Here is a 12,431-nt window from a genome sequence, read left to right on the forward strand (position 1 = left end):
CCATGAGCCCAGTTGTCCTGGAAAATCTGGTCCCGGTCTGGTTCTTCGACTCGCACTGGAGCAGGAAGAGCTGGATATGGATACAGGCAAGCTGCCGTTCCGGCAGGTAGGCACGCATCGCCGCATCAGGGTCGCAGACGTCGCCAAGCTCCGAGATTCGAAGACCGCCGGCGTGACTTGTCCGCCGCGCTGTCGGCCGACACGGAAGACCTCGAAACTAACTATGCCACCTCCGGCCAACACAGCGGTTCTTGACGCCGACGTCTTAGACTTTGATTTCGTCGCGCTCGATGAACTTCAGGTCACCGTCGTGTCGCCGGGTGCATCCCTGACGAAACTCTTCGATGAAAATCCTGCTCTGGTGGATGCGGTCACCCGCGAAGCCGCGGCCAACCTCACCCGCACGCTCCCTTCATGGGAAGAATACCTCGCCGCACTATCCACGCGGACGGATCTCGTCGAATTCGTCGATCGGTTGCGATCACTGGATTTGACGTCGACTCTGACAACATCGAGCCATTCAGGCAGAAAGTGAGTGCTTCGCGTCGAGGGCCCAATACGTCCGGCAGGGCGTTAGGGAACTCGATCAGGACAAGCTCGCTGAACTCGTCGAGCTCAAGTATCACACCATCGACGACGCGGCGGCGGAGCTGGGAAGCGTGCAAGCCATTCGCGAGACCTTTGTGGGGTTTCAGCGCTATTTGTACGAGTAAGCAGTGGTATGGGAAATCGACCGGCGATCGGATCCTGGTACGTTGAAGACGAACGACGATCGTCGCTGCGGGAGGTGGATCGGATGCCTGGATCGTCACGCCTGTTGCTGCCTGTTCGGTTCACGACCTCGCAGCTTCCCGAACGTGATCGGTTCGATGCCTGGCGAGAGCATTTGCGTCCCGTCGCCGACCTGACGCCGGGCTCTGACCAGCCGTCGACCGCAGCGATCGATCTTGCGGTTTGGGATCTCGGCAGCTTCGCGATGTGCCAGGAGCGGAGCGGCGGTACGCGGTTTGCGCGAACGCGAGAGCGGGCCAAGGCGGTATTCGCCGACCATTGGTATCTGTTTCTGATCAAGGCGGGATCGAACTGGGTCGTCAGCGACGGCGGTCGATCGGCCGAACAGGTTTCGCGCGGCACGCCGGGACAGCTCGCGTTGTATTCGCTCGGCGAAGCGTGCCATGGCCAGATGCAGGCGATGGACATCCTGATGCTGTTCATGCCGCGCGACAAGTTCGCCCCGCTCGCCGGCACGCTCGACCGGCTCAACAATACGGTGATCGACACCGCATGCGGCGAGCTGCTCTCCGATTATCTGCTCGCGCTCGAGCGCCGGCTGCCGGATCTGACGATCGACGATGTGCCCGCGGTCGTCCGCGCCACCGAAGTGATGGTCGGCGCTTGCCTGGCGCCGACGCCGCAATGCCTGGAAGAAGCACGCGACGGGGTGATCGCAAGTCTGGGCGAGCGGGCCCGCCGAGTGGTGCAGTCTCGGCTGGCCGATCCGGAATTGACACCGGCCAGTCTCGCCAAGTGCCTCGGCCTGTCGCGGAGCGCGATGTACCGGCTGTTCGAGCCGCACGGCGGCGCCGCGCGCTACGTCCGCAACAGCCGCTTGGCCGCCGCGCATCGGGCTTTGTGCGATCCCGCCGAGACTCGGCAGATTCAGCAGATCGCCTCCTCGTTCGGATTCTTCAGCTCGCAGGAGTTCAGCCGCGCGTTCCGGCTGCGCTATGGCTACAGCCCGTCCGAACTGCGTGCCGAGGTCGGCGGCGCGGTGCCGTGTCACCGGCTGCATCAGCCGGCGGACGGCGGCCGCACGCTGAGCGAGTTTCTGCGCACCACGGCTTGATACTGTCGTCGTAAGTTCGGGCCGAGATCGGCGCAGCCCACCGCTTCAACCGATTCCCGCGCGCGATCCGAGATTCTTGCAGTTTGAAACTGCTCAGCGGTACGAGGGTGTCATGCGTCCGAGCCGAATTCGTGATTAAGTCGCGCTGTTGCTTCTGCGAATCCCGCGGCCGATCAGTGTGTTGGGTATGATAATGCTGCCGACCACCGGAATGGTCGCAAAGTGATTTGGGACCAGTTGTTTCGAATGCGAGACGCACAGCCACCCTGCCGCGCCCGATGATAGCTTAGAGTCGCCGCGAAGGCGGCCGCAACGATCGCGGTCGCCGACGCCGGCCGACGAGACTGTTTTTGCCCATCATGACGATGCACACCGATGTAGATCGCGACTGGAAGGATCGCGTCGCCGCGCAGGCCCTGAAGCAAATTCGGGATCTCGATCTTTCGCTCGATCCGGAGAGCTTCGAGCTGTGGTACACGTTCTTCGCCGGCCGTCACAAAGCGCTCACCGAGGCGATCGATGCCTTGCTGACCGCCAACCCGCGGCCGACCTCCCGTGACATCGCCAATCTGTACGAGCAGATCCTGTTTCCGTCGAAAGCGGCGACACGGATTCACGCGCTCGGCGTACAGGTGGAGTCGCAGTCGAGCCGCCTGATCGACGTGATCGAGCAAGCCACCGACGCCACCCATGGCTACCAGACCCGTCTGTCGAGCGCGGCGCCGCGGCTGGCCGGCGGGCGCGGCGACGGCGCAGCGATTGTCGACGACCTGTTGAGCTGGACGATCGAGATGCGTGCCACCAATGCGCTGCTGGTCGAGCGCCTCGGCGCCGCTGCGGCGCAGGTTCGCGAATTGCAGCACCAGTTGGAGCAGGTCCGGCTCGAGAGCATGACCGATCCGCTCACCGAAGTCGGCAATCGCAAATTCTTCGAGACCTCGCTGGCGCGGCTGATCGCGGCCGGCGAAACCAGCGGCCCGCTGTCGCTGCTGATCATCGACCTCGACAATTTCAAGCAGTTCAACGATCGTCACGGTCACGTCGTCGGCGACGACGTCTTGCGGCTGGCGGCGGCGACGATCAAGCACACCTGCCGCCGCGACGACGTTGTCTGTCGCTACGGCGGCGACGAGTTCGCCATCGTGCTGCCCGGCACCGGGCTGCGCGACGCGCTGCTGCTCGGCGAGAAGATCCGGGCGGCGATCGCCGCTCGCGAACTGCACCGCCGGTCGACCCACGAAAGGCTGGGGCGGCTGCTGATCTCGATCGGCTCGGCGGAGTTCAGGCGCGGCGAAACGGTGGAGGATTTCGTCGAACGCGCCGATCACTGGATGTACGCCGCCAAACAGGCCAGCCGCAGTCGGTCGTTGTGCACGGCCGAGGGTACTGGGCGGCAGCCGGCCGCCGCTCAGCCCGGCCTTCTGTGGCACGACAGCTATGCCTGCGGCGAACCGACGATCGATCGGCAGCACCGCGAGCTGTTCGATCTCGCCAATGTCGTGCTCAGCGCCGAGATCGCGACGCTGGAGCCCGCCAGGCTGGCCGAGGTCGTCGAGCTGCTGATCGCCCGTGTGGCCGAGCATTTCGCCTACGAGGAGTCCGTGCTCGAAGCGATCGACTACGACGAGCGCGCGCGACACCGCATGGAGCACGATCATCTCCTGGCCCGCGCCAGACAGGTTTGCGACGCGATGTCGGCCGGCGGCCAATCCCTCGGAGAACTACGCGAATTCCTGGTGAATGCGCTGATCGTCGGCCACATGCTGCGCGACGACCGGCAGTTCTTCTCGCTGTTCGACCATGGCACCGCTGCGGTCCAGGAACTGGTCGAGGACGCGACGACGCAGCAACAACGCGAAAGACGGCAATCGCCGGTGTAGCGTTCGCGGCCGCCTTCGGGTGTGCAAAAACTCAGCGTCGAGCCGCGCGTGCGGCGGCATCCAGCGCAGCTTCATCTTCCATCGAGCCGCGCAGACTGCCCTGCTGCGCCAGATGGGGGTACTGCCGCTTCATCTCGGCCTGGACGAATTTCACCGGCACGTCGAAATACGCGCCGTGCTCGCGGACATATTCCATGAACCGCGCGTCGTTGTTGTCGAACGCCTGCATCACCGCATCCGAGGAGCCGTCGAAGTCGAGCGGCGCGACGCCGAGCTTGTCGCACAGCGTGCGGTTGAAGGTCGGCGACGCCTTGACCCAGCGCGGCCCGGTGAAGCATTCGGCGTAGCCGTGCCAGGCGAAAAGATCTGTGCCCATCGTTCGGGTCAGGTTCTCGGTGGCGAGGTGATTGCGCACGTCGGCGAAGCACACCCGCGCCGGAATCCCGGAGGCGCGCGCCAGCGCGGCGAATGCCGAAGCCTTGCCGACGCAATAGCCGCGCTCGGCGCGCAGCACGCTGGAGGCGCGGAAAATCTCCGGGCTGGAAAAGTCGACATACGGATCGTAGCGGACGTCGTCGCGCACCGTCAGGTACAGCGCGCGAAGCTTGTCGGCGAGCGTTTCGGCGCCGCGCGTCGCCTGCGTTGCGCGGGCGATCACCTCGGGGTGGTCGCTGTCGATGAATTCCGCCGGTGCCAGGCAGACCGCGATCTCGGACGCGGCCTTGGCCGCGGCGGCTTCGGCGCCGCCGGCGCGAGGCTCAGACCGCATGCAGTTTCGGCCGCGCCGACAGCACATTGCGGGCGATCACCACCGGGCAATCCGGAGCATGTTGGATTTCGTCGCCGGTCTGCAGCCACGGCACGGACGCACCGCACAATTTGCACTGATTGTGCGCGCCGCCGTCCTCTTCGGAGACGATCTCGATGGCCGTCTTGAGGAGCGCGGTGGCGATTTTGCGAACGTCTTCGGCGGTGGTGTCAGTCATTGGTCGGTTCCGTGAAACGCGTGGCGGCCGGCGGCCGGCGTGGAAGTGTGCCGCCGTTCGGCGGCCGTTGCAACCGAGCCTGGCGGTTCGGCTGTGCGATCAGTTGCAGGGATAGCGACGGCCGTCCTGGCCGCGATAGGCGGCGGCGCCTTGGCCGCACAGCGCCGATAACGGTCCGTCATAGGTCGCGTAGGTCCGATCCGGCCACACCGGCGGGCCGAAATTGTGGCTGTAGGCCGCGCGTGACGGCAAATGGAAGCGAAAGTCCGGGTGCAGAAACGGGTGATCGGCGGGTGCGGCGTAGCCATGGTGGGGATGGTGATGATGAAGGCGATGCTTAGCGCCGGCCAGCGCCGGTGCGGCGCTCGCGATCGACACGATGGTCACGGCACAGATCAGTTTTGCGGCGGTCATGGCGGACTCCGGTTCGTTCCCGAACAGGAACGCAGCCGGCCCGCGGGAGTTTCATGGCGGATCCGATCCTCGCCGGGTCAGCTCCGCTCCGCGGCCTCGGCCCGGGCCGGAGCGGTCCGCCCCGCCACGGCGTCGGCCAGCCGCTCGATCTCGGCGGCGATGGTATCGGCGTGGGCGTGATGCGCCATGTGGCCGGCGCCGTTCAGCCGCAGCAGCCGGGCCTGCGGTACCGCCTGCGCCAGCGCCTCGGCATGGACCTGCGGCGGTACTACCGGATCGGCAGTGCCGGCGACGATCACGGTCGGCACCTGGATGGCGGCGTAGCGCGGGACGTGGTCGATGAGCTGATCGCGCAGCCCGGCATATTCCTCGAGGCTGGCGGCGAACCGCTTGGCGGTCAGCGCCAGCGCCAGCCGGCTGCGCTCGGCATAGTCGGCGGGCGGCGTCTCGGGCCGGAAGATCCGCGCCGAGATCCGCTTCATCATCGCCAGCGATAGCGGCGGCAGCAGCGTATAGGTCACCAGCGGCTTCATCAGCACTTCGGCGGCGCGCTGGAACAGCGGCAGCCCCTGCGGCCGCGGATGCGTGGTCGGATTGATCAGCACAAGGCCGGCGACGGTATCGGGGTTGTCGAGCGCGTAGCGCAGCGCGATCAGCCCGCCGAACGAATGCCCGACCACGATCAGCGGTCCGGCGTTGCGATCGCGCAGCACCTCGCGGATCAGCGTCACCTGATAGGCCGGCGAGGCGACCGGACCGGTGCCGGTGACGCTGTAGCCCTGGCCGGGACGGTCCGGGATGATCACCCGCAGCCGCTGCGCCAGCCGTTCGCCGAGCGACATCCGCATGTCTTCGCAACACAGATTGGCGCCGTGCAGCAGCAGCACCGTCGGCCGGGCCGCAGCAGCCGGGCGGGCCGGGGCGAGATCGAGCGCGTGCATCCGCACGCCGTTGGCGTTGATGAACACGCCGCGGGGCGGATAGCGCGCCTCCAGCCGGCGTGCCAGCCGGCACGACACCCAGCCCGCCGCCGTGAACAGCGCGACGACGCTCAGCGCCAGCAAGATCAGAGTCGTCATCGCATCCTTCGGCCACAGGCGATCGGCCGCGGACGACTCCGCGGCAATCTGCGAAGTTGAGCACGCGGGCGTGATGCCGCAATTGATCTTTCGCAATGGTCCTCCCGGGTTCGGAGGCTAGGTCTCGACAGGGTGATCGACCGCGGATCATGATGTTGCAGAAAACCGAGCAGATCGACGCGCCGCGGCCGCATCTGGCTGCCCGCTGGGCCGGCGCATTGCGGCGTCACAAATGGTCGGTGCTCGGTTTTGCCGTGGTCCTGATCGTGGCCGGGCTCGGCGTCGGCCGGCTGCTGCTCGGGCCGGAAGTGGTCGCGGTGCAGGTGCAGCGCGGCAATCTGGTCCAGACCGTGGTGGCCAGCGGCCACATCGAAACTCCCTATCGCGTCGAAATCGCCAGCCAGATCACCGGCACCGTCAAGGACGTGCTGGTGAAAGAAGGCCAGCAGGTGCACCAGGGCCAGCAGCTCGTCGCGATCGAGGCGTCGGAATTGCGGGCCTGGGTGGTGCAGGCCGAAGGCGCGGTGGCGCAGGCGCAGGCGCGGGTGCGACAGCTCCGCGAACTCACCAAGCCGGCCGCCGACGAAGCGTTGAAGCAGGCCCAGGCCAACCTGCTCAACGCCGAGGCGATCTACGAGCGCGCCTCCAAGCTGGCAGCCTCCGGCTACGGCACCAAGGCGACGCTCGACGACGCCACCAAGAATCTCGACGTCGCCCGCACCCAGGTCCGCACCGCCGAGCTGCAGGTGTTCACCTCCAGCCCCGGCGGCAGCGATTTCGTGATGGCCGAGACCCAGCTCAGCCAGGCGCTCGCCAATCTCAACACCGCGCAGGCGCGGCTCGGCTACGCCACCATCGTGGCGCCGCGCGACGGCGTGCTGATCACCCGTGCGGTCGAGCGCGGCACGGTGGTGCAGCCGGGCAAGGCGCTGCTGGTACTGGCGCCGGCGGGCGACATCCAGATCGTGGTGCAGATCGACGAGAAGAATCTCGGCCAGCTCGCGCTCGGCCAGCACGCGCTGGCGTCCGCCGACGCCTATCCGGACAAGCGGTTCGACGCGACGCTGAGCTACATCAACCCGTCGGTCGACATCAACCGCGCCTCGGTCGAGATCAAGCTCAAGGTCGACGATCCGCCGGACTATCTGCGCCAGGACATGACGGTGTCGGTCGACATCGCCACCGCGCGGCGCGACGATGTGGTGATCGTGCCGGCGCGCGCGGTGAACGACGCCGCAGCGGCGCCCTATGTGTTGAAGGCGAGCGGCGGCCGGGCGGTACGCCAGCCGGTCAAACTCGGCCTGCGCGGCGTCGGCTTCTACGAAGTGATCGACGGCCTCGTGCCCGGCGACCGGGTGATTCCGCTCGCCACCGGAGTCGTCCCGGATCAGCGCATTCGCGCGGTGCTGCAATGAAGCGCTGGCTGCCGTTCGAGTGGATCGCGGCGGTGCGGTTCCTGCTCGACGGCGCAGTGCAGACGCTGGTGATCGTCGGCGGCATTGCGATCGGGGTCGGCGTCATCGTGTTCATGTCGGCGATGCTGGCCGGGCTGCAGGCCAATTTCATCAAGCGGGTGCTGACCTCGGTGCCGCAGATCCAGTTGCTGCCGCCGGATCAGGTGGCGCGGCCGCTGCGCGATGAGCCCGGCACGGTCGAAGCCGCGGTGGTGCAGCGCCCGACCCAGCGGATGATCTCGATCGACCAATGGCCGAAGATCCGCGCCGAGATGCAGGCGCGGCCGGACGTCGTCTACGCCGCCGCCACCGCGTCCGGCTCGGCGCTTGCGCTGCGCGGCGACACCAGCCGCGCCGTGACGCTGTACGGCATCGAACCGGAGATCTACTTCAAGATCGTCAAGGTGCCGGACTTCATCGTCGCCGGCGAGGCGCAGGTCACCACCGAGGGCATCCTGATCGGCATCGAGCTGGCGCGCGATCTCGGCGCGTCGCTCGGCGACAAGATCATCGTGTCGACGCCGCTCGCCGGCAACCGCATCCTCACCATCAAGGGCATCTTCGATTTCGGCAACAAGGCCGCGAACCAGCGCAACACCTTCGTCACCTTGCGCAACGCCCAGAGCATGCTCGGGCTGATTGGCGGCGTCACTTCGATCGATCTGACGGTGGCGGACATCTACACCGCCGAGACCATCGCGCAGGAAATCCAGGCGATGCTGCGGGTGAAGGCGGATAGCTGGATCAAGACCAACGCGCAGTTCTTCACCGCGGTGCAGGCGCAGCAGAATTCCAACACGCTGATCCGGCTGTTCGTCGGCTTGTCGGTGGCGTTCGGCATCGCGGCGGTGCTGATCGTGACGGTGATCCAGCGCTCCAAGGACATCGGGATCCTGCGCGCGATGGGCACGCGGCGCGGCCAAATCCTGCGGGTGTTCCTGATCCAGGGCGGGCTGCTCGCTTTCGTCGGTTCGGTGCTAGGCTCGGCGCTCGGTGCGCTGGCGCTGTTCACCTGGCATCGCACCGCGCGCCAGGTCGACGGCAGCGAACTGTTTCCGCTGATCCTCGAACCAGATCTGTTCGGCTGGGCGGCGGTGCTGGCCACTGCGACCGGCGTCGCCGCGGCGATCGCTCCGGCGCTGCGCGCCGCACGGCTCGATCCTGTGGTGGCGATCCGTGGCTGACGTTCTCGAGCTCGATGGAATCCGGAAATCCTACAATGTCGGCACGCCGGTCGAGACCGAGGTGCTGCACGGCATCGACCTGACGATGCGGCGCGGCGACTTCCTGGCGCTGATGGGGCCGTCCGGCTCGGGCAAGTCGACGCTGCTCAACATCATCGGCCTGCTCGACCGCCCGACCGGCGGCCGCCTGCTGATCAACGGCGAGGACACCGGGCAGCTCGGCGACTCGGCACTGACGCATCTGCGCGGCCACGCCATCGGCTTCGTGTTCCAGTATCACTATCTGATCTCGGCATTCACCGCGCGCGAGAACGTGATGATGCCGATGCTGGTCGATCGCGGCCGCCCCGATACGGCGATGGAGCAGCGCGCCGACGAACTGCTCGACCGCGTCGGGCTCAGCCGTTGGCGCAACAACAGCGCTTCCAACATGTCAGGTGGTCAGCAGCAGCGCGTCGCGGTCGCCCGCGCGCTGGCGATGGACCCCGATCTGGTGCTCGCCGACGAGCCGACCGGCAACCTCGACACCAAATCCGCCGACGACGTGTTCGAACTGATGCGCGAGATCAACCGCGAACGCGGCACCACGTTTCTGCTCGTCACCCACAACGACGATCTGGCCGCAAGGTGCGACCGGATCGTGCGCGTGGTGGATGGGCGGATCGCGGGGGAGGGCGCGTAGTCACCGCGGCGTTGTCAGCTCGAAGGATCGGAATCCCATGTTCCGGGTTGCAAGGTCAGCTTGCGGCCGTATGAGGCGCCCGGTGCTCAGCGGGCGGCCGATCTTCCGGATAGAAGTGCTCAATGCTCTATGGCATATTATGCCAATCGCGTGATCGCTCGGAATGTGCTGGAGGATGTATGCCAACCAGGAATGTCGTGCTGACGGACCGCCAGGAAGAGTTGCTCGACGCCCTGGTGAAGTCTGGCCGCTATCAGAACGCGAGCGAGGTCTTGCGCGATGGACTGCGGCTGGTCGAACAGCGTGAGGCGGAAGATGCCGGCAGGTTGGAGGCACTGAGAGCTGCCGCCCTTTCAGGTATAGCGGCGTTGGATCGGGGCGAGTTCAAGGAGTTCGCAGACATCGGAGAATTGCAGACCTACCTGAGCGAGCTCTCGGACAGCGTCGTTTCCCGAACGGAAGAGTAGCCGTTATGTCCGAGCCGGAATGGCAGGTCCGTCTCGGTGCCGTCGCGGAGCTCGACTTTGCCAACATCCTCAAATGGACCGCCGAAAATTTCGGCGCGCGGCAAGCGCGCATCTACAGCGATACACTGATTGCGGCGATTGGGGAGCTTGCCGGTGGTCCCGATGTTGTCTCCTCCCGCGCCCGGGACGAAATTCTGGTCGGACTTCGCACGCTCCACGTTGCCCGACATGGCCGCCGGGGTAGCCATTTTCTGCTATATCGGGCCACATCAGGCCGCACGATCGAGATCGTGCGAATTCTACACGACAGCATGGACCTCCGCCGCCATGTCCCGTCCGCACCGGACGAGAAGACCGATTAGCTGGGACATGCCCGCGGCTATGCGAGCTGATTGTTTTGGAGGTCGTAGCCAACCTCAGCGCTGGCATCACACTCCACCGTCATCGTCCGGCGCCTCGGCCCAAAAGCGAGATGCGCGGGCCGATGTCTGGCCCGCGCATCGGCCGTCGCTATTGCGGCTGCGTTAGTTCGTAACCCTCGCCTCGAGCACCTCGCCGAACATCTCCCAGCGATCGCCCTTGAAGCGCATCAGTTGCATCTGCTCGATCGGAAAGTGATCGGTCGGCGAGGTGTTCATGGTGATACCGGGCAGCAGCGAGGCCGGCGCGTAGCCCTTCAGGCTGGTGGCGACCTTCATGATGTTCTCGCGGGTCAGATTATCGCCGGCCTGCTTCAGAATGTGTTCCAGCGTCTGCGCCGCGCCGTAGGAATACAGCAACAGGCCGTTGGAGCGATCCGAGCCCGGCATGTACTTCTGCAGGAAGGCATCCCACTCCTTCACGCCCGGATCGTCCTTCCAGGTCGGATCGGTCGGATCCTTGACGTAGCTCGCGGTGATCGCATCCTGCGCATATTCCATCCCGGCCGGCTTGATCACCGCGCCGACCGACGACGACACGTTGTTCAGGACGTGAATCGGCTTCCAGCCGAGTTCGCCCATCTTGCGGATCGCCAGCGCGGCGAATTTCGGCGTGGAGAGATTGAGGAAGAGATCGGCGCCCGAAGCCTTGAGCTTGGCCATCTGTGAATCGATGGTCGGATCGGTGATGTCGTAGGTCGCCTCCGAGATGATCATCGAGGCCTTAGCGCCGAACCCGTCCTTGACGCCCTTGTAGATGTCCTTGCCGTAATCGTCGTTCGCCACCAGCACCGCGATCTTGGCGTTGGGGTGGGTCGCCATGATCCACTTCGCATAGATTCGTCCCTCCGCCTGATACGGCGGATTGAACGGCATCGTCCACGGATAGGTCTTCGGATCGTCGCCGAACCGCGTGCCGCCGCTCGACAGCATCAACTGCGGCACCTTCTTCTGGTTCAGGTACTTCATGACGGCGGTGTTCGAAGGCGTACCGAGGGTGTGGTACAGAAACAGTACTTCGTCGCCCTCGACCAGCTTGCGGGTCTGTTCCACTGCCTTCGGCGGCGAGTAGGCGTCGTCATACGAAATGAAATTGATCTTGCGGCCGTTGATGCCGCCTTTCTCGTTCAGCATCTTCACGTAGGCGCTCTGGACCTGACCGACGATGCCGTAGGCCGACGCCGGACCGCTGTAGGGCACGAAATTCCCGATCTTGATTTCGGTGTCGCTGGCGCCCGGACCGTAGGATTTCTGTGCGAGCGCAACGCCGGGGGCGAGCAAAGACGTCGCCGCGATGACGGCCGCAAGTCCGAAAAGTTTCATCTGTTTCCATCCCATTTTCTTGGCGCGATCTTTTCGATCGTCACGGCGGCGATACTAGGCATGTGCGGGCCGAGGGCGCAATGCCGATCGTGTGAATCGATCACGCGCATGGGACGTGTTGCGCGCCAATACGATCGGCAATGGCACAGCGCCGCTGCCGGTATGCGCGAAGGAGGTGATAATTTGCTTCGCGCGGAATTTACGACAGGCCGTGGAGGGCGGCCTCGCAGCCAGCGATGAACTCCGGCCGCGCCATTGCCGACGAGAAGGTGCGTTACCGCGTCTGCGGCGTGGTGCGGTCCTCGGCCTTGAAGTACTTGCGGGCGTAGGCGACGATCTGGCCGTCGCTGGGGTGATCGGCGGTCTCGACCGCAGCGATCTTCGCCTTCAGGGCGGGGTTGTGATCTGCGATGTATTTCTCCAGCGCGTGCTTGGTCTGGGCCGGGCCGACGATCAGCACGATGCCCGCATCGGCGATCGCCTCCATGGTGGCGTGGAGGAAATGCTCGTCCACCGCCTCGTGACCCGAGCCGACCGCGCGGTGATGGTGGATGTGGCGGTTCGGATTGTCGGCGTGCACCACCAGCTTGTCGGCCTCGGACGGGTTGAAGTGAAACACCCGCGCTTCGCGGTGGTCGATCCAGATCACGGCATGGAAATGGGGGCTGGTCATGGGCGGTCTCCCGGCTTCTAGTGC

The 12,431-nt window shown here is 65.6% G+C and carries 14 protein-coding genes; 8 read left to right on the forward strand and 6 right to left on the reverse strand.

Annotated elements, in window-relative coordinates; genetic code table 11:
* Positions 1-76 precede the first annotated feature (76 nt).
* From FLL57_RS04115 to FLL57_RS04125, 3 genes are all read left to right on the forward strand, one after another.
* Positions 77-535 (forward strand): hypothetical protein, encoded by a 459-nt coding sequence (locus FLL57_RS04115; protein ID WP_142882214.1) that lies wholly within the window; start codon positions 77-79, stop codon positions 533-535.
* A 261-nt stretch (positions 536-796) separates the two neighbouring features.
* On the forward strand, positions 797-1,846 hold the full coding sequence (locus tag FLL57_RS04120; RefSeq protein WP_047309828.1) for a helix-turn-helix domain-containing protein: 1,050 nt from the start codon (positions 797-799) through the stop codon (positions 1,844-1,846).
* A 359-nt stretch (positions 1,847-2,205) separates the two neighbouring features.
* Positions 2,206-3,726, forward strand: coding sequence for a diguanylate cyclase (locus FLL57_RS04125; protein WP_047309829.1), 1,521 nt, complete (start codon positions 2,206-2,208; stop codon positions 3,724-3,726).
* Positions 3,727-3,757: 31 nt separating this feature from the next.
* Here FLL57_RS04125 and FLL57_RS04130 read toward each other — a convergent pair whose 3' ends face one another.
* From FLL57_RS04130 to FLL57_RS04145, 4 genes are all read right to left on the reverse strand, one after another.
* Positions 3,758-4,495: a transglutaminase-like domain-containing protein gene (locus FLL57_RS04130; protein WP_013503547.1), complete on the reverse strand. Its 738-nt coding sequence runs from the start codon at positions 4,493-4,495 to the stop codon at positions 3,758-3,760.
* Entirely contained in the window at positions 4,485-4,712 is a 228-nt protein-coding gene (locus FLL57_RS04135) for a DUF3222 family protein (RefSeq protein WP_013503546.1), read from the reverse strand. Before FLL57_RS04135 ends, FLL57_RS04130 begins: the two co-directional genes overlap by 11 nt.
* Positions 4,713-4,811: 99 nt before the next feature.
* Positions 4,812-5,126, reverse strand: coding sequence for a hypothetical protein (locus FLL57_RS04140; protein WP_047309830.1), 315 nt, complete (start codon positions 5,124-5,126; stop codon positions 4,812-4,814).
* 77 nt (positions 5,127-5,203) lie between these two features.
* On the reverse strand, positions 5,204-6,205 hold the full coding sequence (locus FLL57_RS04145) for an alpha/beta fold hydrolase (protein WP_047309833.1): 1,002 nt from the start codon (positions 6,203-6,205) through the stop codon (positions 5,204-5,206).
* 152 nt (positions 6,206-6,357) lie between these two features.
* On the opposite strand from FLL57_RS04145, the gene FLL57_RS04150 reads away from it, so the two are divergent.
* The 5 genes from FLL57_RS04150 to FLL57_RS04170 all read left to right on the forward strand — a co-directional run bounded on the left by FLL57_RS04150 (position 6,358) and on the right by FLL57_RS04170 (position 10,354).
* Positions 6,358-7,620 (forward strand): efflux RND transporter periplasmic adaptor subunit, encoded by a 1,263-nt coding sequence (locus FLL57_RS04150; RefSeq protein WP_142884161.1) that lies wholly within the window; start codon positions 6,358-6,360, stop codon positions 7,618-7,620.
* Positions 7,617-8,843, forward strand: coding sequence for an ABC transporter permease (locus tag FLL57_RS04155; RefSeq protein WP_142882215.1), 1,227 nt, complete (start codon positions 7,617-7,619; stop codon positions 8,841-8,843). Before FLL57_RS04150 ends, FLL57_RS04155 begins: the two co-directional genes overlap by 4 nt.
* Positions 8,836-9,525: an ABC transporter ATP-binding protein gene (locus tag FLL57_RS04160; RefSeq protein WP_142882216.1), complete on the forward strand. Its 690-nt coding sequence runs from the start codon at positions 8,836-8,838 to the stop codon at positions 9,523-9,525. Before FLL57_RS04155 ends, FLL57_RS04160 begins: the two co-directional genes overlap by 8 nt.
* A gap of 179 nt (positions 9,526-9,704) precedes the next feature.
* A complete protein-coding gene (locus tag FLL57_RS04165; protein ID WP_013503540.1) occupies positions 9,705-9,992 on the forward strand; it encodes a type II toxin-antitoxin system ParD family antitoxin in 288 nt (95 codons plus the stop codon).
* A 5-nt stretch (positions 9,993-9,997) separates the two neighbouring features.
* Positions 9,998-10,354, forward strand: a complete 357-nt coding sequence (locus FLL57_RS04170) for a type II toxin-antitoxin system RelE/ParE family toxin (RefSeq protein WP_013503539.1) — start codon at positions 9,998-10,000, stop codon at positions 10,352-10,354.
* A 162-nt stretch (positions 10,355-10,516) separates the two neighbouring features.
* Here FLL57_RS04170 and FLL57_RS04175 read toward each other — a convergent pair whose 3' ends face one another.
* Both FLL57_RS04175 and FLL57_RS04180 read right to left on the reverse strand, forming a co-directional pair.
* Positions 10,517-11,734: an ABC transporter substrate-binding protein gene (locus FLL57_RS04175; RefSeq protein ID WP_142882217.1), complete on the reverse strand. Its 1,218-nt coding sequence runs from the start codon at positions 11,732-11,734 to the stop codon at positions 10,517-10,519.
* 274 nt (positions 11,735-12,008) lie between these two features.
* Positions 12,009-12,407, reverse strand: coding sequence for a hypothetical protein (locus FLL57_RS04180; RefSeq protein WP_047307320.1), 399 nt, complete (start codon positions 12,405-12,407; stop codon positions 12,009-12,011).
* Between the last annotated feature and the right edge of the window lie 24 nt (positions 12,408-12,431).

It is taken from the genome of Rhodopseudomonas palustris (assembly GCF_007005445.1).
In the GTDB taxonomy this organism is placed as follows: domain Bacteria; phylum Pseudomonadota; class Alphaproteobacteria; order Rhizobiales; family Xanthobacteraceae; genus Rhodopseudomonas; species Rhodopseudomonas palustris_G.

Bases quoted from the DNA above. Each gene is read 5' to 3' on its own strand.
- FLL57_RS04115 (WP_142882214.1), top strand. From the start codon at position 77: ATGGATACAGGCAAGCTGCCGTTCCGGCAGGTAGGCACGCATCGCCGC.
- FLL57_RS04120 (WP_047309828.1), top strand. From the start codon at position 797: ATGCCTGGATCGTCACGCCTGTTGCTGCCTGTTCGGTTCACGACCTCG.
- FLL57_RS04125 (WP_047309829.1), top strand. From the start codon at position 2,206: ATGACGATGCACACCGATGTAGATCGCGACTGGAAGGATCGCGTCGCC.
- FLL57_RS04130 (WP_013503547.1), bottom strand. From the start codon at position 4,495: ATGCGGTCTGAGCCTCGCGCCGGCGGCGCCGAAGCCGCCGCGGCCAAG.
- FLL57_RS04135 (WP_013503546.1), bottom strand. From the start codon at position 4,712: ATGACTGACACCACCGCCGAAGACGTTCGCAAAATCGCCACCGCGCTC.
- FLL57_RS04140 (WP_047309830.1), bottom strand. From the start codon at position 5,126: ATGACCGCCGCAAAACTGATCTGTGCCGTGACCATCGTGTCGATCGCG.
- FLL57_RS04145 (WP_047309833.1), bottom strand. From the start codon at position 6,205: ATGACGACTCTGATCTTGCTGGCGCTGAGCGTCGTCGCGCTGTTCACG.
- FLL57_RS04150 (WP_142884161.1), top strand. From the start codon at position 6,358: ATGTTGCAGAAAACCGAGCAGATCGACGCGCCGCGGCCGCATCTGGCT.
- FLL57_RS04155 (WP_142882215.1), top strand. From the start codon at position 7,617: ATGAAGCGCTGGCTGCCGTTCGAGTGGATCGCGGCGGTGCGGTTCCTG.
- FLL57_RS04165 (WP_013503540.1), top strand. From the start codon at position 9,705: ATGCCAACCAGGAATGTCGTGCTGACGGACCGCCAGGAAGAGTTGCTC.
- FLL57_RS04170 (WP_013503539.1), top strand. From the start codon at position 9,998: ATGTCCGAGCCGGAATGGCAGGTCCGTCTCGGTGCCGTCGCGGAGCTC.
- FLL57_RS04175 (WP_142882217.1), bottom strand. From the start codon at position 11,734: ATGAAACTTTTCGGACTTGCGGCCGTCATCGCGGCGACGTCTTTGCTC.
- FLL57_RS04180 (WP_047307320.1), bottom strand. From the start codon at position 12,407: ATGACCAGCCCCCATTTCCATGCCGTGATCTGGATCGACCACCGCGAA.